Here is a 22,628-nt window from a genome sequence, read left to right as displayed (position 1 = left end):
GAATGTCCTGCAGGATCGAAGATTACGCGCTGATCGGTGATTGTGAGACGGCTGCCCTCGTAAGCCGAAACGGTTCGATCGACTGGCTGTGCTGGCCGGCGTTCGATTCCGACGCCTGTTTCGCTTCCCTGCTGGGCGATCGCAGCCATGGCCGCTGGCTGATCGCGCCACGCGGCGATATCCGCTCGACGTCCCGCCGCTATCGTGGCGACAGCCTCATCCTCGAGACGCGGTACGAAACCGCGACCGGCACCGTCGAGCTGGTCGATTTCATGCCGCCGCGGGGCAGCGCCTCCGACGTCGTCCGGCTGGTCCGCGGCGTCGCCGGCCGGGTCGCCATGCGGATGGAGCTGATCATCCGTTTCGGCTTCGGCATCGAGATTCCCTGGGTCAAGCGCTCCGAGGATCGCTCCGCGCTGCTTGCCATCTGCGGCCAGGACATGGCGGTGCTGCATACGCCGATCGCCACCCGCGGCGAGGACATGACCACGGTTGCGGAGTTCGAGGTCGCGGCCGGCGACACCGTGCCGTTCGTGCTGACCTACGGTCCCTCGCATCTACCGGTGCCCAAGGCGATCGATCCGCTTCAGGCGCTCGATGACACCGAGACCTTCTGGGCCGACTGGTCGCGCCGCTGCACCTATCAGGGCGAGCACCGCGAACTCGTGATGCGCTCGCTGATCACCCTGAAGGCGCTCACCTATGCGCCGACCGGCGGCATCGTCGCGGCGCCGACCACGTCGCTGCCGGAGAAGCTCGGCGGCCGGCGCAACTGGGACTATCGTTTCTGCTGGCTGCGTGACGCGACGTTCACGCTGCTCGCGCTGATGAACTCGGGCTACACCGAGGAAGCGCTGGCCTGGCACAACTGGCTGCTGCGCGCCGCCGCCGGCGCACCGGCCTATATGCAGATCATGTACGGCATCATGGGCCAGCGGCGGCTGATGGAGTGGGAGGCCGAGTGGCTGCCCGGCTACGAAGGCGCCCGGCCGGTGCGGATCGGCAACGCCGCGCACGCCCAGCTCCAGCTCGACGTCTACGGCGAGCTGATGGACGCCTTCCACCAGGCCCGCATGACCAGGCTCAAGCTGGAAGACGGCACATGGGACCTGGAATGCGCGGTGCTCGATCATCTCACCGACGTCTGGGACCAGCCCGACCACGGCATATGGGAACGCCGCGGCGACGGCCGTCACTACGTGTTTTCCAAGGTGATGACCTGGGTGGCGTTCGATCGCGCGATCAAGAGCGCGGAGAAATTCGGGTTCAAGGCGCCGCTGGAGCGCTGGCGGCGGCTGCGCGAGACCATTCATCGCGACGTCTGCGCCAAGGGTTATGACGAAAGCCTCGGCAGCTTCGTCGAGTCCTATGGCTCGCGGTTGCTCGATGCCAGCCTGCTGCTGTTGCCGGCGGTCGGCTTCCTCCCCAGCTCCGATTCGCGCATTCGCGGCACGGTGGACGCGATCGAACAGCATTTACTACGGGACGGCTTCGTGCTCCGGCACGATCCGCGCGATGTCCCTCCGGACGAGCAGCAGCCGATCGAAGGCGCGTTCCTTGCCTGCACGCTGTGGCTGGCCGACGCCCATGTCCTGGCGGGCGATACGGAAAAGGCCGAGACGCTGTTCCGCCGCGTGGTGAACATCGCCAACGATGTCGGACTGCTGGCCGAGGAGTACGACAGCGAGGCCCGGCGGCAGACCGGTAATTTTCCCCAGGCGCTGACGCATATCGCGCTGATCAACACGGCGCAGAATCTGAGCAGCGCCAGGAAGGCCAGCGACAAACCCGCAAGGCAGCGGTCGGAGGCCTGAGCTCCCGCACGTCAGCTTGCGGATCAGCCTTGCGCGTTTTCCGCCAGGATCATCTCCATGGCATTGGCAAAGCCTTCGTCCTGATTGGACGTGGTGATGCGCTTGGCTTTGCTCTTCACCTCGTCACTGGCATTGCCCATGGCGATCGACAATCCGCTCACCTCGAACATCGCGACATCATTGTGCATGTCGCCGATGGTCGCGACTTGGTCGAGCGGGATACCGAGCCGCTGAGCCATCGCGCTGACGAAGGTGCCCTTGTCATGTCCGGGCGGAGTGATGTCGAGATAGTAGCTCTGCGAGCGCACCGCTGTCGCTTCCGCGCCCAATGCCTGCTGCATCTGGCTCTCGCAGCCCGCCAGCAGCGCGAAATCGCTGCTCGCGCCGACGATCTTGCAGGCGTTCGCCAGATAGGGCGAGAAATCGCCGACGATCGTCGGCTCCGCGCGTATCGCGCGCCGCTCGTTCGGGACGTACTCACCGTCCGGATTGCGCGTCACCCAGGCGTCGTTGGTGAAGACCCAGATGTCGACGCCGGCTTGATGCAGCAGGTCGACGCAGCGTGCGGCGGCCGCGGGCGGGATCAGGCTCTGCTCGAGCGGGCGCATGGCGGCGTCGACGATTGAGCTGCCGTTGAACGGCCCCACCGGAAGGCTGATCTGCAGCGGCTCGATCAGAAAGCGCATTCCGATCGCGGGGCGGCTCGAGGTGAGCGTGAAGCCAACGCCGGATTCGTGCAGCCGCCGCGCCGCCTTCGCGGCCCGTTCGGTCAGAACCTTGTCCTTGGTCAGCAGCGTGCCGTCGACGTCGGATACGACGAGAGCGATGCGGGTCATGAGCCCTTCCTGTTTGCGGTCAGGCTCGTCCCTGACCGCTGTGAAGCTGTTGCAGGATGTCGTCCACGATCGCCGCGACCGGCGCGTCGACCGAGACCGTGATGGGATGCTCGGGGGCGCCAGGCGGTTCCAGGGTGGCGAACTGGCTGGTGAGCAGGCCCGGCGGCATGAAGTGCCCGGCGCGATGCTTCATCCGCTCGCCGATCAGCTCCTGAGTGCCTTGGAGATAGACCATGCGGACATCGTCGCGGCCGCCGACCAGGATATCGCGATAGGCCTTCTTGAGCGCCGAGCAGGCGATGATGATGTGCTGGCCCGCGCTGCGGCATTGCGCGATCTCCGTGGCAATGGCATGCAGCCAGGGCCAGCGATCCTCGTCGGTGAGCGGGTGGCCCGCGCTCATCTTGGCGACGTTCGCGGGCGGGTGAAAGCTGTCGCCATCCTCGAAGCGCCAGCCGAGGCGTTGGCCCAATGCTTGCCCGATCGTGCTCTTGCCGGAGCCGGAGACGCCCATGATAATGAGCGCATGGGGCAGGTCAGATGTCGCCACTTTGCCTCTCCGGCCAGGCCTCGCTGTCGATCAGCAGGATCGTCTCCCGAATCGAGCGGGCGCGATTGGCGGGCAGGTCTTCGCCGGCCAGCACGCGCGTCATGATCGCGCGCTTGTCGGCGCCGGCGACCTCGAACAGCATGGTTCGGCAGGAGGCGAGCGCAGGCAAGGTCAGGCTGATCCGCGGCACGAAGGGTGCGACGTGAGCCTTGTCGACGCCGACAACCCAGCGATCGGCGATATCAACAGCGGGAAAGCCGGGGAATAGCGACGCGACATGGCCGTCGGAACCGATTCCGAGCAGCACGAGGTCGAACAGCGGCCGCGCAGAGTCGAGCCGCGCGGCGCCGTAGAACGCTTCCAGCGCGCGCTGATAGTCGCAGGCACTGGCCTCCGGGTCCGATCTATCGGTCGCGATCGGGTGGATGTTGGCGGCCGGCGCGCAGGCATCGAGGAACGCGTGGCACGCCATGGTCATGTTGTGCAGGGGATCGCCGGGCGGAACATATCGTTCGTCACCGATGAACCAGTGCACGCGCGTCCAGGGAATCCGCTCGCGATACGCGTCCGTCGCCAGCAGCTGATAGAGCTGCTTCGGGCTCGATCCCCCGGTGAGGCAAACGGCTATCGTCGCCGGATTGGCATCGATCCGGGCCAGGAGATGTTCGGCCGCGACCCTCGCCATCGTCGCCCGGTCGGCGACGCGCACGAGGTTGCGGTCCTGCGGTCCGACCACGGCTAAACCAGCTTGCGCCAGCTGCGGCCGTCGCGGGCCAGCAGATCGGCCGCCGCCTCAGGTCCCTCGCTGCCGGCCGCGTAGGAATGCAGGCCATCGCGGCCGGCCTTCTTCCAGGCCTCGATGAATGGCTCGACGGCCTTCCAGCCGGCCTCGACGCTGTCGGCGCGCTGAAACAGGATGTTGTCGCCGATCATGCAGTCATAGATCAGCGTCTCGTAGCCGGTGGCGGGCTCGGCCTGGAAATAGTCCTTGTAGTTGAACTTCATCTGCACGCCGTCGGTGCGGATGGTCGGCCCCGGGATCTTGGTGTTGAACTGCAAGGTGATGCTCTGGGTCGGCTCGATGCCGATGACGAGATAGTTCTCGGCCAGGGTCTCGATCGGGGTGCAGCTGAACATCGCGAACGGCGCCTGGCGGAACTTGATCGCGACCTCGGTGCGCTTGGCGCCGAGCGCCTTGCCGGTGCGCAGATAAAACGGTACGCCGGCCCAGCGCCAATTATCGATGGTGAGCTTGAAGGCCGCGTAGGTCTCGGTGGTGCTGTCGGGGCGAACGTCCTTGCTCCTCACATAATCCGGCAGCTCGGCGTCGCCAATCATGCCGGCCGTGTACTGGCCGCGCACCGAGTTGAGCAGCGCCTCCCGTTCGCTCAATGGCTGGATCGCCGACAGCACCTCCGCCTTCTCGGAGCGGACGGTATGCGCATCGAACCGCGCCGGCGGCTCCATCGCCACCAGCGAGAGCAACTGGAAGAGATGGTTGGGGACCATGTCGCGCAGCGCGCCGGTCGCGTCGTAGAAGCTGCCGCGCGTGCCGACGCCGAGCTTCTCCTCGACGGTGATCTGAACGTGGTCGATGTGATGCCTGTTCCAGATCGGCTCGAACATGCCGTTGGCGAAGCGCAGCACCAGGATGTTCTGCACCGTCTCCTTGCCGAGGTAATGATCGATCCGGTAGATCTGGTGCTCGGTTACGAGCTGCAGCAGCGTGTCGTTCAGTTTCTTGGCCGAGGCGAGATCGGTGCCGAACGGCTTCTCCACCACGAGGCGGCGCCAGGCCTTGCCGTCCTCGCGAAGCAGCCCGACGCGCCCGAGCTGTTGCGCGATCGGCGCAAAGGCGCTCGGCGGCGTCGCCAGGTAGAACAGCCGGTTGCCGTGGGTCTCGCGCGCGGCCTCGAGCTTTTCCAGTCGCTCCTTCAACTGATCGAAGCTCTCCGGCTCCTTCGGATCGGCCTCGATCGCGGTCACGCATTGCAGGAGGCGCTGGGCGATCTCGTCCTCGATCGGACGCGTCGCATATTTGCGCAGGCCCTCCATCAGGTTGTCGCGCAGTTGCTCGCTCGACATGCCCTTGCGGGCAATGCCGACGATGCAGAACCTGTCAGGCAGCAAATGATTGGCCGCGAGATTGTAAAGCGATGGCAGAACGAGCCGATGGGTCAGATCGCCGGTCACACCGAAGATCACGAAGGCGCAGGCGTCGGGCTTCTGATGTCGCGGCTGGTGCGGATACAGCGGGGTCACGCGCGGTCGTCCCTGGGCTTGACGATCCCAGGCGCGCTCTGGCGCGCCGGATCTGGGTGCTGTTCGGGCTCCTTGTGCCCGCCGAAGCCTTCGCGCATCGCCGAGAGAATCTTCTCAGCAAAGGTGTGCTCCTGGCGCGAGCGGAAACGCGCGAACAAAGCGGCCGTCAGCACCTCGGCCGGCACGGCCTCGTCGATCGCCGCGTTCACGGTCCAGCGGCCTTCGCCGGAATCCTCGACATAGCCGGAATATTTCTCCAGGCCGGGCTGCCGCGCCAGCGCGCTGGCGGTGAGGTCGAGCAGCCAGGACGGAATGACGCTGCCGCGGCGCCACACCTCGGCGACGTCAGCGAGATCGAAGTCGAAGCGATGTGCCTCGGGCAGCGCCTCGCTGTTCGCGTTCCTGAGGATGTCGAAGCCCTCGGCATAGGCCTGCATCAGGCCATATTCGATGCCGTTGTGGATCATCTTGACGAAGTGGCCGGCGCCAGTCGGCCCGGCATGGATGTAGCCCTGCTCGACGCGCGGGTCGCGGCCGTCACGGCCCGGTGTGCGCGGGATGTCGCCGATGCCTGGCGCCAGCGTCGCGAAGATCGGATCGAGCCGGTCGACGACCGGCTTGTCGCCGCCGATCATCATGCAGTAGCCCCGGTCAAGGCCCCAGACTCCGCCGGAGGTGCCGACGTCGACATAGTGCAGACCGCGCTCCCTCAGCGCCTTGCCGCGGCGGACGTCGTCCTGCCAGAAACTGTTGCCGCCGTCGATGACGACGTCGTCTTGGCTCATCAGCTTGGTGAGCTGCTCGACGGTGGCTTCCGTGATCTTGCCGGCCGGCAGCATGATCCACGCGTGCCGCGGGGGAGCGAGCTTGCCGACGAATTCCTCAAGGCTCGCGGCGCCCACCGCACCCTCGGAGACCAGCGCAGCGACCGCCTTTGCGTCGCGATCATAGACCACGCAGGCGTGTCCCGCGCGCATCAGGCGGCGCACGATGTTGCCGCCCATCCGCCCGAGACCGATCATTCCCAATTGCATCGACGACGCCCTTCCTAGCTCAGCGCTTCACTGATCGCGCTGTCGAGCATCTTCAGGCCCGATTTCAGATTGCCCTTGAGATGGACCCGAAGAGCCCGGCGCCCGCGCTCGGTGAGCACGTCGAAATCGCCGCGCGCCTGCGCCGCCTTGATCACGCCGAAGCTCGCCTTCTGCCCGGGGATGGGCAGATCCTCGGCGTCGTCAGCCGTGATCTGGAGAAACACGCCGCTGTCCGGACCGCCCTTGTAGGCCTGGCCGGTCGAGTGCAGGAAGCGCGGACCGAACTCGGCGCAGGTGGCGAGGTGCTTGGCATCGCGCAGCCTCAGCCGGATCCGCTGTAGCGTGTCGATATTGCCGGCGTTGCGGTCGACATAGCCGAGCAGGGCGATGTAGTCGCCGGCGCCGGCGCGGCCAAGATGCGCCTTCAGCCAGGACGCGAGCGTGCCGTCGGCGCCATGCTCGCGCAGGCTCTCGGCGTTCTGAGCATCGGTGTAGAGCTCGCAGCCCTTGATCGATGCAACCGGCTGCTCCTCCGGCAGCGCGCCGCTCCGCTCGAACGCCGCCGTCAGCTCGCGGGTCTTGATCTTGGCGGCTTCGACGTCGGGCTGGTCGAACGGGTTGATGCCGAGCACGGCGCCGGCGACGGCGGTCGCCATCTCGAAGCGGAAGAATTCCTGCCCGAGCTGGTCGATCGACGTCATGACGATGCGCACGACCGGATGGCCGGCCTCCTCGAGCGCGGCGAGCTTCGCATCATGGCCGGTCACGTCGTCGCCGTCGACCTTGATATCGATGAAGAAGCGGTCGCTGCCATAAAGCTCAGGCGACGCCACCGGTTCGCCCTCGATCGGGACCAGGCCCTTGCCCTCCTTGCCCGTGGACTCCGCGATCAACTGCTCGGCCCAGGCGCCGAAATCGGCGATCTTGGGCGAGGCGAAGATCGTCACCTTGTCGCGGCCTTCGAGGCCGGCAAGACCCATTGCCAGACCGAGCTGCACGCCCGGGTTCTGGAGCGGCGGCACGTCGGGCCCGCAGGAGCGCACCATCGACAGCGCCTGCGTGATCAGCTTGCGCACGTCGATGCCCGCGGTCGCGGCCGGCACCAGGCCGAACGGCGACAGCACTGAATAGCGGCCGCCGATGCTCGGCTCGCCATGGAAGATGCGGGCGAAGCCTTGCGCCTTGGCCGCCTTCTCCAGCGACGAGCCGGGATCGGTCACGGCAATGAAGCGGTGGCCGGCCTTGTTCGGCCCGATCGCCTCGGACACACGCGCGAAGAAATAGTCCTTCATCGCGTTCGGCTCGGTGGTGCCGCCCGACTTCGAGGAGACGATGAACACCGTCCTGGTGATGTCGATCGCCTTCTCCATCGCGCGCACCTGCGCGGGATCGGTGGAGTCGAGCACGTGCAGCCTGGGGAAGCCGGCCTTGCGCGGAAAGGTCTCGGCCAGCACCTCCGGCCCGAGGCTGGAGCCACCCATGCCGAGAACCACGGCGTCGGAAAACTTCTGTCCCTTCACCCGCTGCGCATAGTCCTCATAATCGGCGATATCGGCCTTGTCAGCGCTGGTCAGCCAGCCCAGCCATTTGTGCTCGTCATGGCCGGTCCAGACCGTCGCATCCTTGTGCCAGAGCCGGCGGATCCTGGCGTCCTTGCGCCAGTCCTCGGTAGCGGAGGCGACCTTCTTCTCAAGATCAGCAGCAATGGCGATCGTCTGCTGCCCAAGTCCTGCTCCCAGCACGACGGCGCGCTTGTGCGCAACCGCGCCGTAGAGCTTGTCGGCGGCGTCCGCGAACTGCTTGACGCCGTCGACCACGAGATCCGCGGTGATGTCGTCGAGGGATATGCCGGTCTTCGCCAGATCCTCCAGGGCGGCCCGGGCGGCGTCGACGTCTTCCTCCAGACTGTCGCGCACCTCTCCGTGATCGCGGAAGGCATCCAGCGTGGCCGGCGGCACGGTGTTGACGGTGTTCGGTCCGATCAGCTCCTCGACATAGAGGACGTCGCGGTAATCCTTGTTCTTGGTGCCGGTGGAGGCCCAGAGCAGTCGTTGCGGCTTGGCGCCGTGCGCGGCCAGCCGCTCCCAGCGCGCGCCGGCGAACAGCCGCTTGTAGTCCTGATACGCCATCTTGGCGTTGGCGATGGCGATCCTGCCCTTGAGCGCGGCCAGCCGCTCCTTCTCCGAGGGATCGTTGGCCTGGGCGATCTTCGCGTCGAGCTGCTTGTCGACCACGCTGTCGATGCGGCTGACGAAGAACGACGCCACGCTGGCAACATGCGACGGATCACCGCCGGCGGCGACATAGGCTTCGAGGCCGGCAATGTAGGCTTCGGCGACCTGCCGGTAGACTTCTTGCGAAAACAGCAAGGTGATGTTGACGCTGATGCCCTTGGCGATCAGGTGCTGGATGGCCGGCAGGCAGGCGTCGGTCGCCGGCACCTTGATCATCAGATTCCTGCGGTCGACCGCCTTCCAGAGCTGCTCTGCCTCGGAAATGGTGCCCTTGCTGTCCATCGCCAGATAGGGCGAGACTTCGAGGCTGACGAAGCCGTCATTGCCATCGAAGTGGTCGTAGACGGGCCGCAACACGTCGGCGGCATTCTGGATGTCCTCGACGGCGACGGCCTCGAACAGCTGCGTCGGCGATCGATCGCCGTTCTTCAGCGCCGCGGCGATCGGCGCGTCATATTCATCGGAGCTGCCGATCGCCTTCTCGAAAATCGCGGGATTCGAGGTGACGCCCTTGACGCCATCCTCATCGATCAGCCGCTTGAGGTCGCCCCTGGCGACGAAGCCGCGTGCGAGGAAATCGAGCCAGACCGCCTGGCCGTGTTCTTCGAGAGCTTTGACCGGATTCATGATGCCTATCTATGTGCGTCGGCTTGCTTTTTCGGGTTCCCGCCTGGCGGCCTGCCAGGTCGTGGACCTCACATGAACAACTATGCGCCAGCCCACAGGAGAACGCCATTCATAATGGATTGATCCCTCTGGAATCCCAAGAGCTTCGTGCCGGGTGCGACGTGCCGGCGGCGTGCGCTCGGCGGGAGACTTGCAGGCAGTCTGAAGCAGGCAGTCTGAAGCAGGCAGTCTGAAGCAGGCAGTCTGAAGCCTGCGGCCGGCCGTACGACCAAGGCGGGGGAAAGGCCCGCCAAGCGCGGCCGGTGTTCGGCTCGCGTCGGTCTCTGCGACTCCCGCGCCGGAGGTCTCCCATCGTGGGCGAGCAAATGCCGTCGATCAAACCTTCTCCGCCTTGCAATGCTGAAAGGGGGCCACATGTGTTCTGGGTAATGGTGCCTCACGTCACAGATCAGGGCGAGCGTGTTGCGATTGTCGCCTCGGCTGCGCCTCGTGATTGGCGGATAACCCATGATGCTTTCTGCTTGCAGACATTCGGTGGCGAGCCGCACCCTGATCATGGCAATGATCAGCATCGAGTGATCCGTCCGGCTTCGGCGGTGCGTTGCGTTACGACATTCGGTTCTAGCGGTGAACATGTGTGCGGATGGCGCTGTGAGATGCGCGCGTTCATCGCTCGCCGGGTCATGATGACATCGTATGAGCGCCGGCCGACGCGCTTGCAGCTTGGCTGTGTCTGTTTGACCAGCCGTGGCTGGCGCGCATCACGTCGCGCCACGAATGAGACATTCGCTGCCTGGCGCAGATGCGCGACGATTGGCGTTCACTCGCGGTTCACTTCCGGAAGGGAGACTGATTGCGGAGCTGTCACGCCACCAGTTCACGTGGCTTCACAACACCTTGTGCGGCGCAGGAAGACTACGGTGCCGGGGTATTGCGGATGTTGCGAAGCAGAGACAATGAGGTACAAATGGGGAGAGTCGGCCGGCTTTTGCCGAACTATTGAGCGAAGTGCATGTTGATAGGGCATATGCTGCATGCACTTTGCGTTGCGGAAAAGGACGAAGACGGTGCCCAATGGGGGCTAGCGCGCTTCACTCTGAGTCGGTTCGGGATCAGCAGGAACGTACTTAGATCTCGGCCCGTTGCAGCAGTGCGGCGGAACCTACGTGGAGAGGGATCATGTACAACGATTCGTTGTTCAACGCGTTCGCAAGGTCGTTCGAGGCACGCAGCCAGACCGACATGTCGATGCAGGAATATCTAGAATCGTGTCGAACCGACCCGATGCGATACGCGAACGCCGCTGAACGACTACTAGCTGCGATCGGTGAGCCTCAGATGATCGACACGGCCAAGGACCCACGCCTTGGCCGTATTTTTTTGAACCGGACGGTTCGGCTGTATCCCGCGTTCGCCGGCTTCTATGGCATGGAAGACACGATCGAGCGCATCGTCGGCTTCTTCCGCCACGCCGCGCAAGGTCTCGAAGAGCGCAAGCAGATCCTCTATCTGCTCGGACCGGTCGGCGGCGGCAAGTCGTCGCTCGCCGAACGGCTGAAGCAGTTGATGGAAGCTCATCCGATCTACGTGCTCAAGGCCGGTGATGAGCTGAGCCCGGTCTTCGAATCGCCGCTCGGCCTGTTCGATCCCGACACGCTGGGCCCGATGCTCGAGGAGAAATACGGCATTCCGCGCCGCCGTCTATCCGGTTTGATGAGCCCGTGGTGCTACAAGCGACTCGAAGCCTTCGGCGGCGACATCTCGCAGTTCCGCGTCGCCAAGATCCAGCCGTCGCGGCTGCGGCAGATCGCGATCGCCAAGACCGAACCGGGCGACGAGAACAACCAGGACATCTCCTCGCTGGTCGGCAAGGTCGACATCCGCAAGCTCGAAACCTACGCCCAGAACGATCCCGACGCCTACTCCTATTCGGGCGGCCTCAACCGCGCCAACCAGGGCATCCTCGAATTCGTCGAGATGTTCAAGGCGCCGATCAAGATGCTGCATCCGCTGCTGACGGCGACGCAGGAGGGCAACTATATCGGCACCGAGAACATCGGCGCGATCCCCTATAATGGCGTGATCCTCGCCCACTCCAACGAGGCGGAGTGGCAGAGCTTCAAGACCAACAAGAACAACGAGGCCTTCATCGACCGCATCTGCGTCATCAAGGTGCCGTACTGCCTGCGCGTCACCGAGGAGCGCAAGATCTACGAGAAGCTGATCCAGGGCTCCGAGCTCGCCACCGCACCCTGCGCGCCGGCGACCCTGGACACCCTGGCCCGCTTCTCGGTGATGTCGCGCCTGCGCAAGCACGAGAACTCGACCTTGTACGCCAAGATGCGGGTCTATGACGGCGAGAGCCTGAAGGAGTCCGATCCGAAGGCGCGCAGCGTGCAGGAATATCGCGACGCCGCCGGCGTCGACGAGGGCATGGACGGCATTTCCACCCGCTTTGCCTTCAAGGTCCTGGCCGCGACCTACAATCACGACACGGCGGAAGTGTCCGCCGATGCCGTGCACTTGATGTATGTGCTGGAGCAGTCGATCAAGCGCGAGCAGCTGCCGGAGGAGGTCGAGAAGCGCTACCTCGAATTCATCAAGGCGGACCTCGCGCCGCGTTACGCGGAGTTCATCGGCCACGAGATCCAGAAGGCGTATCTGGAATCCTACTCCGATTACGGCCAGAACCTGTTCGACCGCTACGTCGACTACGCCGACGCGTGGATCGAGGATCAGGACTTCAAGGATCCCGATACGGGACAGCTGCTCAATCGCGAGCTGTTGAACCAGGAGCTGACCAAGATCGAGAAGCCGGCCGGGATCGCCAACCCGAAGGACTTCCGCAACGAGGTTGTCAAGTTCTCGCTGCGCTCCCGGGCCCAGAACGGCGGAAAAAATCCGTCCTGGACCTCCTACGAAAAGATCCGCGAGGTCATCGAAAAGAGGATATTCTCGCAGGTCGAGGATCTGCTTCCGGTGATCTCGTTCGGGACCAAGAAGGACGGCGAGACCGAGAAGAAGCACGACGACTTCGTCGCGCGCATGGTCGAACGCGGCTACACCGAGCGGCAGGTCCGCCGGCTGGTCGAGTGGTACATGCGGGTGAAGCAGGCAGGTTGATCGCGGTCCGGCGCCGATGTTCACTGCATGTGCTGCAGGCCATCGGCGGATGTTGGCGCCGGGACGACGAGGCGAGCGGAACGTTCGACGCTGAACTTTGATGGGACGCGTCGGGCAGCGAATGATGCGGGTCCGGTATCGGGTCTGATACTGCACCGCGGCATCGCGGCGGGGGAGAGCAGGAGTCGAAACCGCTGCAGCAGGAGGCGTATGGAAACGTGGTCATGCATATCATTGATCGGCGCCTGAATCCGGGCGGCAAAAGTCTCGAAAACCGTCAGCGATTTTTGCGCCGAGCCAAGGCGTTGGTTCAAGGAGCCGTGAAGAAGACGTCGCAGGACCGCGACATCAAGGACGTGCTCGAGGGTGGTGAGGTCTCCATCCCGCTCGATGGCATGGACGAGCCGCGCTTCCGCCGCGAGGGCGGCACCCGCGACATGGTGCTGCCCGGCAACAAGAAGTTCGTCGAGGGCGATATCCTGCCGCGCTCCGGCGACGGCAGCGGCCGCAAGTCGGCGCCGGGGCAGGGCGACAGCGAGGATGCCTTCCGCTTCGTGCTGAGCAAGGAGGAGTTCGTCAACCTGTTCCTCGACGATCTCGAGCTGCCCGATCTCGCCAAGCGCAAATTCGCCGAGGCCGAGAGCGAAGGGTTGGTGCGCGCGGGCTATTCGACGTCGGGTTCGCCAGCCAATATCTCGATCAGCCGCACCGTCACCCGCGCCTTGGCCCGCCGCGTCGCGCTCCGCCGGCCGCGGCCGGAGGCGATTGCCGAGCTCGAAGCCCAGCTGGAGCAGGAGACCGACGACGACAAGCGCGCCGCGCTGCTGGCCGAGCTCGAAGCCTTGAAGGCGAAGGCCAAGCGCATCCCCTTCATCGATCCGATCGACATCCGCTACCGCCGCTTCGAAGCGGTGCCGAAGCCGATCGCGCAGGCCGTGATGTTCTGCCTGATGGACGTGTCCGGCTCGATGTCGGAGCACATGAAGGACCTCGCCAAGCGGTTCTACATGCTGCTCTACGTGTTCCTGACCCGGCGCTACCGCCATGTCGAGATCGTGTTCATCCGCCATACCGATCGTGCCGAGGAGGTCGACGAGCAGACCTTCTTCTACGGACCGGCATCCGGCGGCACCCTGGTGTCGAGCGCCCTGCAATGCATGCACGACATCGTCCGCTCGCGCTTCCGGCCCTCGGACTGGAACATCTACGCGGCGCAGGCCTCCGACGGCGACAACGCCACCTCGGATTCCGAGAATGTCGCGCGGCTCCTGACCGACAACATCCTGCCGGTGTCGCAGTTCTTCGCCTATCTCGAGGTCGGCGAGTCCGGCACCTATTCGTTCGAGATGCCGGACTCCGCGCTGTGGTCGCTGTATGAGCGGCTGCGCGCCAATGGCGAGCCGCTGTCGATGCGCAAGGTGCGCGACCGGAGCGAGATCTTCCCGGTGTTCCACGACCTGTTTCAGCGTCGCGGCACCACGCAGGAGAGGGCGGCGTCATGAGCGGACTGCTGTTCGAGGGCGCCGACTGGAATTTCCTCACCTTGCAGCGCATTCACGATACCTGCGAGAGGGTGGCGCACAAGGAGCTCGGGCTCGACACCTATCCCAACCAGATCGAGGTGATCACGGCCGAGCAGATGCTCGACGCCTATTCCTCGGTCGGCATGCCCCTGTTCTACAAGCACTGGTCGTTCGGCAAGCACTTCGCCTATCACGAGGCCTCGTACCGCAAAGGGCTGATGGGCCTCGCCTATGAGATCGTGATCAACTCCTCGCCCTGCATCTCCTATCTGATGGAGGAGAACACGGCGACGATGCAGACCCTGGTGATCGCGCATGCCGCGTTCGGTCACAATCACTTCTTCAAGAACAACTACCTGTTCAAGCAGTGGACCGATGCCGACGGCATCCTCGACTATCTCGACTTCGCCCGCGGCTACATCGCGCAATGCGAGGAACGTTATGGCCGGCTCGCGGTCGAGCATACGCTCGATGCCGCCCACGCGCTGATGTCGCATGGCGTCGACCGCTATCCCGGCAAGAAGAAGCTCGACTTCCGCGAGGAGGAGAAGCGCGCCGGCAAGCGCAGGCTCTATGAGGAGGGCCAGTTCAACGATCTCTGGCGCACGGTGCCGACCGGCCCGGTCAAGACCAATGCGATGCTGAACGTCGAGCGGCGCCGCGCGCTGCTCGGCCTGCCGCAGGAGAACCTGCTTTATTTCCTGGAGAAGACCGCGCCGCGGCTGGCGCCCTGGCAGCGCGAGCTGCTGCGCATCGTCCGCCACATCGCGCAGTATTTCTATCCGCAGGGTCAGACCAAGGTCATGAACGAGGGCACGGCGACCTACGTGCATTATCGCATCATGAACCGTCTGCACCAGGAAGGACGACTCACCGACGGCAATTTCCTGGAGTTCCTGCAGTCGCACACCAATGTCGTGTTCCAGCCGGAGTTCGACGATCCGCGCTACTCCGGCTTCAACCCCTATGCCCTTGGCTTTGCGATGATGCAGGACATCGAGCGCATCGTGAAGGATCCGACCGACGAGGATCGCGAATGGTTTCCGGACATCGCCGGCACCGGCGACGAAATGGCGGTGCTGCGTGACGTCTGGGCGAACTATCGCGACGAGAGCTTCATCAGCCAGTTCCTCAGCCCCAACCTGATCCGGCAGCTCAGACTGTTCCACCTGCATGACGATCCGGCCGAGCGCGCCGGCATTCTTGTCGATGCCATCCATGACGAGCGCGGCTATCGCCGCATCCGCCGCGAGCTGTCCAAGCAGTACGACGTCGGCTACATCGACCCCAACATCGAGGTGGTCGATGTCGATCTCGCCGGCGATCGCCGCCTGATGCTGCGGCATACGGTGGTCAAGGGCGCCCAGCTCAACGAGACCGACACCAAGCGCGTGCTGCAGCATCTCGCCGATCTCTGGAGCTACGACGTGTCGCTGGTCGAAGTCGATGCCGCCACCGACAAGGTGCTGAAGGAGTACGTGCTCAATCCCCGGATACAACCGGCGGCCGCCTAGCGCGGCCGCCAAGCCTTAGATATCAGCTGTTAGATCTCCGCGTACACTTCGAGCAGATTGCCGTCCGGGTCCCTGAAGAACAGGGTCCGGTGCCCGAAGGGCTGGTCCGTCGGCGGCTCCATGAGAGCGACGCCCTTGCTGGTCAATTCTGCCGCGCAGCGGTCGACATCGTTACGGCCCACCTTGAACGCGAGCTGCAGCGAGGCGGCGCCTCGGGGCGTCAGCTGGTCCGATGCGAGCCGCTTCGGTTGCGCCAGCGCCAATGTATTGGCGCCGATCCGGTATTCGATCCAGCCCTGCGACAGCTCGCGCGTGATCGGGAAGCCCAGCACGTTCTCATAGAAGCCGCGCATCGCCGTCCAATCGCGGACGAGGATGATCGTATAGTCGATGGCGCGAATGGCGTTGAAGGCGGACTTGATCTCTGGGGTGCCGGTCATCGGGTTCTCCCTCTCTGTCAGCCCACTCTAGACCATGAAGATGATGTGCGTGTCCAAACCTCGCTTCGTCATGGCCGGGCTTGACCCGCCTGCGCGGCCGTAGCCGCTTCGGCGCGGCGAAGGCCCGGCCATCCATCTCTTCGCCAAGTGCATGGATGCCCGGGTCAAGCCCGGGCATGACGAGCGCGAGAACAGCAACCGCCGTCGATTTGGCGTTATGCAGACGGGCATCGTCTTGCGTCACTGAGGAGCGCGCGCAATCCGGTCCCCGGCGAGTAGCGCAAGTCGGCTGAGCTCGCTATGTTACGGGGGAGCCGCCCGGCAGCAGCAGCGGGATCGGCTGTTGAGAACGTGGCAAGTCGGGCGTGACACGCGTGGTTGGACCAGGGGAGACGACGAGCCGGCGGGACCGGTTCATTCCGATACGCAAGTCCGAGGTCCTCGACGCCGTGATTTCGCACGGTGGACTGGACGACACGCAATCGGCCGACCTGCGCCGGCTCGCCCAGATGCTCGGTGCCATCCTGCATCACGAGTATTTCGACGAGCTCGATCGCCTGCGCGACGCCTATTTCGACTTCGATCCCGAAGTGCCGGTCGGGCGCCATCGATCGCCCGAGGAGCTCGACGCGGCCTATCGCAGCCTCGCCGACGAAGTCGTGCAGGTGCTCGGCGAGGCCAATTTCATCGAGATCAGCCATGCCGAGATCGAGCGCGCGTTTGCCGAGCATGCGCTTGTCAGGGTCAAGCTGAAGGCGTCGATCTCGGACTACCGCGCCGTCCGCATGTTCCGGCGCGGCCAGCATCAGGAGACGATCGAGGTCCCCATGTTGTATGGGCTGCGCCGGCGCAAGCATGAGATCGAGGTCTATGACGACATCATCCTGATGGTCGCGACCAGGCCCGACGAGCCGACCCGGACGAAGCGCAAGACCGCAGCCTGGCGCGGCCGCAACAAGATCCGCGGCGGGGCGGTGCTGTTCAAATATTTCCGTCACATCGCGCGCTTCGATCTCGAGGCGCTGCTGCCGAACGTCCGTGTCGTCATGGGGCTGCGCGAGCAACTGACGCTGGGCGTGCCGGCGCTGGTCGGCGGCGTGCCGATTCTGCTCAAGCTGGCCTCGACGCTCACCGTGCTGTTCATCGTCGCCGGCTTCTATCTCGGCCTCAGCGGCACCGTGCACGACAACGATACCGAGCAGGCGCTGGCGGCGCTGTCGGGCCTGTTCGCGCTCGGCGCCTTCATCCTCAGGCAATGGGGCAACTTCCATCGCCGGTCGCTGATCCATCAGAAGCAGGTCACCGACAACATCTACTTCCGTAACGTCAACAACAATTCCGGCATCTTCAACTACCTGATCGGCGAGGCCGAGGACCAGGACTGGAAGGAGGCCGTGCTGGCCTATGGCGGCCTGCTGCTGGCGTCGGTGCCGCTCTCGCGGGCTGCATTGGGCAGTCATGTCGAGGAGTTGCTGCAGCAGATGTTCGGGCTGGGTCGGGCGTTCAATATCGATGAGGCGCTGATCAGGTTGCGCGAGTTCGGCCTTATCAGCGGCGGTGATGATGCGCTGTCGGCGCTGCCGTTGCCCGATGCGATTGTGCAGCTCGAACGGGTGTGGGCGAATGCGCTGCGGTCATGAGATCGGGGCCTCATGGTTCGAGACGCGCCGTCAGGCCGGCTGTTGACGATGGCGCGACCGGTGGCGCGGCGCTTCTCACCATGAGGGGGGACGGCGAGGCGCCCTTGAAGGAGGGGCGCCACACATTCAGACCTCGTCCTGAGGAGCCCGCCGAAGGCGGGCGTCTCGAAGGACGGCTATGGGGAAGCTGTCAACGTAGCGATCAGCCTAGCGCAGGCTCGCGTTGATCTTGTCGAGCGCCGCCTGTCCCGGGCAGAGATCCGCGGCCTCCAGCCGGTTCAGCGGCTGCTCCACGGTGTTGAGATGGCTGTGCAGATCGTCGGCCTCAGGGTCGACATAGAGCAGCCCGGTCACGATCTGGCCCTGCGCCGCATGCTTCTGGAGGAAGGTCATCGCGCCCAGCCGATCGTGCGGGTCGTAGTCGGCGTCGATCTTGCGTAGCGCCAGCCGCGAGCCGTCGTGCTGCTCGACGATCTGCACCGTGCCCGGATCCTGGTCGATCTCGATCGGGTCGCGCCCGGTCAGCACGTCGAGCCGGTTCACGGCGTCATTGTGCTCGCGGACGTAGTCGAAGCTCTTGGTCGAGCCTGCGTGATTGTTGAAGGCGATGCACGGGCTGATCACGTCGATGAAGGCGGCGCCCTTGTGCTGGATCGCGCCGGCGATGATCGGCACCAGCTGCTTCTTGTCGCCGGAGAACGAGCGCGCGACATAGGTGGCCCCAAGCTGCAGCGCGATGCCGACGAGGTCGATCGGGTTGTCGGTGTTGGTGACGCCCTTCTTGGACTTCGAGCCGCGGTCGGCGGTCGCCGAGAACTGACCCTTGGTCAGGCCGTAGACGCCGTTGTTCTCGACGATGTAGGTCATGTTGACGCCGCGCCGGATCGCATGGGCGAACTGACCGAAGCCGATCGAGGCGGAATCGCCGTCGCCGGAGACGCCGAGATAGATCAGCTCGCGGTTGGCGAGGTTGGCGCCGGTCAGCACCGACGGCATGCGGCCATGCACGGTGTTGAAGCCGTGCGAATTGCCGAGGAAATAGTCCGGCGTCTTCGACGAGCAGCCGATGCCGGAGATTTTTGCCACGCGATGCGGTTCGATCGACAGCTCGAAGCAGGCTTCGATGATCGAGGCCGTGATCGAATCGTGGCCGCAGCCGGCGCACAGGGTCGAGATCTTGCCCTCGTAGTCGCGATGGCTGTAGCCAAGCGCGTTCTTCTTGATCCCGGGATGCTGGAATTTCGGCTTTGCGATGTAGGTCATGATACGGCCTTGCGCAGCGGGGTGACCTTGATCTGGTCCTGATGGGTCCCGATCGCATCCGCGATGAAGCGCGCGGTGATCGGGGTGCCGTCATAGTGCAGGATCGGCACCAGACGGACCGGATCGATGCCGTTCTCGGTGACGATCAACTGGCGCAGCTGGGCGTCGCGGTTCTGCTCGACCACGTAGACGAAGTCGTGCTCGGCGATGAAGCTCGCCACGCTCGAATGGAACGGGAAGGCGCGGATGCGCAGCCGGTCGAGCTGGTGGCCGCGGGCCTCCAGCAATTCGATCGCCTCGTCCATCGCCGGCGCGGTCGAGCCGAAATAGATCACGCCGTATTTGGTCGGCTTGGCCGCGTTGGCCTGCAGCGGCCGCGGCACCATGTCCTCCGCGGTCTGGAATTTGCGCAGCAGGCGCTGCACGTTGTCGGCATAGACGGCGCCTTCCTCGGAATAGCGCGCGTAACGATCACGTGACGTACCGCGGGTGAAGTAGGAGCCCTTCGTCGGATGCGTGCCGGGGTAGGTGCGGAACGGAATGCCGTCGCCGTCGACGTCGAGATAGCGGCCGAAGTCGCGGCCTTCGTCGAGCATCTCGGCCGTCATCACCTTGCCGCGGTCATACTGCTTGGCATCGTCCCACTTCAGCGGCCGGCACAGCCGCTGGTTCATGCCGATGTCGAGGTCGAGCATCAGGAAGATCGTGGTCTGCAGCCGCTCGGCCAGATCGAACGCTGCCGCCGCGAATTCGAACGCCTCCGCCGGATCCTCCGGGAACAGCATCACATGCTTGGTATCGCCATGCGAGGCGTATCCGCAGGCGATCAGGTCGCATTGCTGGGTGCGGGTCGGCATGCCCGTGGAAGGGCCGGCGCGCTGCACGTTCATGATCACGGCCGGAATCTCGGCGAAGTAGGACAGGCCGATGAACTCGGTCATCAGCGACACGCCGGGGCCTGATGTCGTGGTGAAGGCGCGGGCTCCGTTCCAGGAGGCGCCCACCACGATGCCGATCGAGGCGAGCTCGTCCTCGGCCTGCACGATCGCGTATTTGGCCTGTCCGGTTTCCGGATCGTGCCGCAGCTTCTTGCAGTGGTTGCTGAACGCTTCGGCCAGCGACGACGACGGCGTGATCGGGTACCAGGCGCAGACAGTCGCGCCGCCATAGACGGCGCCGAGCGCGGCGGCGTTGTTGCCCTCGATGAAGATGCGGTCGCCGACCTTGTCGGCCTTCCTGATGCGCAGGCCGATCGGGCATTTCAAATTCTGCAGCGCCCAATCGCGCCCGAGATGCAGCGCATGGACGTTGGAGGAGAGCAGCTTCTCCTTGCCCCTGTACTGCTCGCCGATCAGTTGCTCGATCAGCTTCGGGTCCATGTCGAGGAGGGCGGAGAGCGCGCCGAGATAGATGATGTTCTTGAACAGCTGGCGCTGGCGTGGATCGGAGTAGGTCGAGTTGGTGATCGCCGTCAGCGGCACGCCGATCACGTTGATGTCGTCGCGGAACTTGCTCGACGGCATCGGCTTGGTCGAATCGTAGAACAGATAACCGCCGGCCACGATGCCGGCGACGTCCTTGTCCCAGGTCTGCGGGTTCATCGCGACCATCAGGTCGGTTCCGCCGCCGCGCGCGCCGAGATGGCCCGCTTCGGTGACGCGCACCTCGTACCAGGTCGGCAGGCCCTGGATGTTCGACGGGAAGATGTTGCGGGGGCTGACCGGCACACCGTGACGGAGCACGGCGCGCGCGAAGAGTTCGTTGGCGCTGGCCGAGCCGGAGCCGTTGACGTTGGCGAAGCGGACGACGAAGTCGTTTACGCTGCTGAGCGGCGCTTGCTGGGACATGCGTTACCTGCGTGGGTCGTCTCGATGAAATATTTCTGCATGTCCCACGCACCGGTGGGACAGCGCTCGGCGCACAGGCCGCAATGGAGGCAGACGTCCTCGTCCTTCACCATCACGCGCCCGGTCTTCAGATCCGACGACACGTAGAGGCTCTGGTCGGGATGAACAGACGGCGCCTTCAGCCGCGCGCGCAGATCGGCCTCCTCGCCATTGTCGGTGAAGGTGATGCAGTCCATCGGGCAGATGTCGGCGCAGGCGTCGCATTCGATGCACAGCGTGTCGGAGAACACCGTCTGCACGTCGCAGTTCAGGCAGCGATGCGCCTCGCCGAGCGCGAGCTTGACGTCGTAGCCGAGCTCGACCTCGGCGCGGATGTCCTTCAGCGCGACCACCTTGTCGCGGTGCGGCACCTTGAAGCGCTTCTCCGGCGAGACGTCGTTGTCATAGCTCCATTCGTGGATGCCCATCTTCTGCGAGGAGACGTGCACCTCGGGCAGCGGCCGCTCGGTGATGTCCTCGCCGGAGAGCAGGCGGTGGATCGACAGCGCCGCCTCGTGGCCTTGCGCGACAGCCCAGATGATGTTCTTCGGGCCGAATGCGGCATCGCCGCCGAAGAACACTTTCGGGTTCGTTGAAACGAAGGTGGCCGGGTCGACCTTCGGCATGTGCCATTTGTCGAACTCCACGCCGCAATCGGCCTCGATCCAGGGGAAGGCATTCTCCTGGCCGACTGCGACCAGCACGTCGTCGCACTCATAGGTCACGTCGGGCTCGCCGGAGGGCACCAGCGAGCGCCGGCCCTTGTCGTCATATTCGGCTTTCACCTTCTGGAAGGTGACGCCGGTCAGCCTGCCATTGTCGTGAGTGAACGCGACCGGCACGAGATAATTGAGGATCGGAATGTCCTCGTGCAGCGCGTCCTCCTTCTCCCAAGGAGAGGCCTTCATCTCCTCGAAGCCGGAGCGCACGATGACCTTGACGTCCTCGCCGCCGAGCCGCCGTGCGGTCCGGCAGCAGTCCATCGCGGTGTTGCCGCCGCCGAGCACGATCACGCGCCTGCCGATCTTGTCGGTATGGCCGAACGACACGCTGGACAGCCAGTCGATGCCGAGATGGATGTTCGCGGCGGCTTCCTTGCGGCCGGGGATGTTCAGCTCGCGGCCGCGTGGCGCGCCGGAGCCGATGAAGATGGCATCGTAGTTCTCGGCCAGCAGCGTCTTGAGGCTGTCGACGCGATGGCCGGCCTTGTAGTCGACGCCGAGGCTGAGCACGTAGCCCGTCTCCTCGTCGATGACGCTGTCGGGCAGACGGAACTTTGGAATCTGCGAGCGCATCATGCCGCCGGGCTTGGGATCGGCATCGAACACGGTGCAGTGATAGCCGAGCGGCGCGAGGTCGCGTGCGACGGTCAGCGAGGCCGGGCCGCCGCCCACCAGCGCGATGCGCCGGCCGTTCTTCGGGGCCGGGCGCGGCATGCGCTGGTGCACGTCGTCCTTGAAATCGGCCGCAACGCGCTTCAGGCGGCAGATCGCGACCGGGCTTTCCTCGACACGCCCGCGTCGGCAGGCGGGCTCGCAAGGGCGATCGCAAGTGCGTCCGAGAATGCCCGGGAATACATTCGATTTCCAATTGATCATGTAGGCGTCGCTGTAGCGACCCTCAGCGATCAGGCGGATGTATTCAGGGACCGGAGTGTGTGCGGGACAAGCCCATTGGCAATCGACCACTTTGTGAAAGTAGTCGGGGGCCGAGATATCAGTCGCTCTCATTCATACCCTGTCCGCGCGGCGAACCATGAGCGCGCGGCCTTCCTGACGTGAGGACGACTGTTTGTTCAGGATCGGCTGGGGATCGATGTGGGTCCGGAGCAGGTCCTGTTCGTCGCCCTTCTGCTTTTTGAATGGCTCAATTGAATAGTCTT

The 22,628-nt window shown here is 64.7% G+C and carries 15 protein-coding genes; 5 read left to right on the top strand and 10 right to left on the bottom strand.

Translation table 11 applies throughout. The features are described 5' to 3' along the window. The first annotated feature begins 2 nt into the window (after positions 1 to 2). Positions 3 to 1,814: a glycoside hydrolase family 15 protein gene (locus ACQR1D_RS29470; protein ID WP_315805430.1), complete on the top strand. Its 1,812-nt coding sequence runs from the start codon at positions 3 to 5 to the stop codon at positions 1,812 to 1,814. 23 nt (positions 1,815 to 1,837) lie between these two features. Here the strand turns inward: ACQR1D_RS29470 and ACQR1D_RS29465 are convergent, their stop codons facing one another. From ACQR1D_RS29465 to ACQR1D_RS29440, 6 genes are read right to left on the bottom strand one after another with little or no spacing between them, the layout of a single operon-like run. After that, positions 1,838 to 2,650, bottom strand: a complete 813-nt coding sequence (locus tag ACQR1D_RS29465; protein ID WP_316239230.1) for an HAD family hydrolase — start codon at positions 2,648 to 2,650, stop codon at positions 1,838 to 1,840. 19 nt (positions 2,651 to 2,669) lie between these two features. After that, on the bottom strand, positions 2,670 to 3,200 hold the full coding sequence (locus tag ACQR1D_RS29460; protein ID WP_316217658.1) for a gluconokinase: 531 nt from the start codon (positions 3,198 to 3,200) through the stop codon (positions 2,670 to 2,672). Beyond that, positions 3,187 to 3,936 (bottom strand): 6-phosphogluconolactonase, encoded by a 750-nt coding sequence (pgl, locus tag ACQR1D_RS29455; protein WP_315805433.1) that lies wholly within the window; start codon positions 3,934 to 3,936, stop codon positions 3,187 to 3,189. Before pgl ends, ACQR1D_RS29460 begins: the two co-directional genes overlap by 14 nt. A gap of 2 nt (positions 3,937 to 3,938) precedes the next feature. Continuing rightward, a complete protein-coding gene (zwf, locus tag ACQR1D_RS29450; RefSeq protein WP_315805434.1) occupies positions 3,939 to 5,462 on the bottom strand; it encodes a glucose-6-phosphate dehydrogenase in 1,524 nt (507 codons plus the stop codon). Continuing rightward, on the bottom strand, positions 5,459 to 6,496 hold the full coding sequence (gene gnd / locus ACQR1D_RS29445; protein WP_316217657.1) for a phosphogluconate dehydrogenase (NAD(+)-dependent, decarboxylating): 1,038 nt from the start codon (positions 6,494 to 6,496) through the stop codon (positions 5,459 to 5,461). Before gnd ends, zwf begins: the two co-directional genes overlap by 4 nt. Before the next feature lie 14 nt (positions 6,497 to 6,510). Further along, on the bottom strand, positions 6,511 to 9,357 hold the full coding sequence (locus ACQR1D_RS29440) for a bifunctional transaldolase/phosoglucose isomerase (RefSeq protein ID WP_316217656.1): 2,847 nt from the start codon (positions 9,355 to 9,357) through the stop codon (positions 6,511 to 6,513). 1,179 nt (positions 9,358 to 10,536) lie between these two features. On the opposite strand from ACQR1D_RS29440, the gene ACQR1D_RS29435 reads away from it, so the two are divergent. The 3 genes from ACQR1D_RS29435 to ACQR1D_RS29425 all read left to right on the top strand — a co-directional run bounded on the left by ACQR1D_RS29435 (position 10,537) and on the right by ACQR1D_RS29425 (position 15,517). Continuing rightward, positions 10,537 to 12,480, top strand: a complete 1,944-nt coding sequence (locus ACQR1D_RS29435; protein ID WP_315805437.1) for a PrkA family serine protein kinase — start codon at positions 10,537 to 10,539, stop codon at positions 12,478 to 12,480. Positions 12,481 to 12,704: 224 nt separating this feature from the next. Then, positions 12,705 to 13,982, top strand: coding sequence for a YeaH/YhbH family protein (locus ACQR1D_RS29430; RefSeq protein WP_315805438.1), 1,278 nt, complete (start codon positions 12,705 to 12,707; stop codon positions 13,980 to 13,982). Continuing rightward, positions 13,979 to 15,517: a SpoVR family protein gene (locus ACQR1D_RS29425; RefSeq protein ID WP_315805439.1), complete on the top strand. Its 1,539-nt coding sequence runs from the start codon at positions 13,979 to 13,981 to the stop codon at positions 15,515 to 15,517. The genes ACQR1D_RS29430 and ACQR1D_RS29425 overlap by 4 nt, the downstream gene beginning before the upstream one ends. A gap of 29 nt (positions 15,518 to 15,546) precedes the next feature. On the opposite strand, the gene ACQR1D_RS29420 is transcribed toward ACQR1D_RS29425, so the two are convergent. Then, positions 15,547 to 15,957 carry a VOC family protein gene (locus ACQR1D_RS29420; protein WP_316217688.1) on the bottom strand — a complete coding sequence of 137 codons (411 nt, stop codon included), beginning with the start codon at positions 15,955 to 15,957 and terminating at the stop codon, positions 15,547 to 15,549. Between the two features lie 374 nt (positions 15,958 to 16,331). Here ACQR1D_RS29420 and ACQR1D_RS29415 point away from each other — a divergent pair, with 374 nt between their 5' ends. Beyond that, the gene (locus ACQR1D_RS29415) at positions 16,332 to 17,597 is read left to right on the top strand and encodes a TMEM143 family protein (RefSeq protein WP_316178439.1); all 1,266 of its coding nucleotides are present in this window, start codon (positions 16,332 to 16,334) and stop codon (positions 17,595 to 17,597) included. Between the two features lie 207 nt (positions 17,598 to 17,804). Here ACQR1D_RS29415 and ACQR1D_RS29410 read toward each other — a convergent pair whose 3' ends face one another. Genes ACQR1D_RS29410 through ACQR1D_RS29400 form a run of 3 tightly spaced genes read right to left on the bottom strand, consistent with a single transcriptional unit; the run spans position 17,805 to position 22,476 of the window. Further along, the gene (locus tag ACQR1D_RS29410) at positions 17,805 to 18,860 is read right to left on the bottom strand and encodes a 2-oxoacid:ferredoxin oxidoreductase subunit beta (protein ID WP_315805807.1); all 1,056 of its coding nucleotides are present in this window, start codon (positions 18,858 to 18,860) and stop codon (positions 17,805 to 17,807) included. Next, positions 18,857 to 20,707: a 2-oxoacid:acceptor oxidoreductase subunit alpha gene (locus ACQR1D_RS29405; protein WP_434839230.1), complete on the bottom strand. Its 1,851-nt coding sequence runs from the start codon at positions 20,705 to 20,707 to the stop codon at positions 18,857 to 18,859. The genes ACQR1D_RS29410 and ACQR1D_RS29405 overlap by 4 nt, the downstream gene beginning before the upstream one ends. After that, on the bottom strand, positions 20,677 to 22,476 hold the full coding sequence (locus ACQR1D_RS29400; RefSeq protein WP_316177756.1) for an FAD-dependent oxidoreductase: 1,800 nt from the start codon (positions 22,474 to 22,476) through the stop codon (positions 20,677 to 20,679). Before ACQR1D_RS29400 ends, ACQR1D_RS29405 begins: the two co-directional genes overlap by 31 nt. Between the last annotated feature and the right edge of the window lie 152 nt (positions 22,477 to 22,628).

This window comes from Bradyrhizobium sp. HKCCYLRH2047, assembly GCF_051168175.1.
GTDB lineage: Bacteria > Pseudomonadota > Alphaproteobacteria > Rhizobiales > Xanthobacteraceae > Bradyrhizobium.
This window is presented reverse-complemented; position numbering and strand designations above follow the sequence as displayed.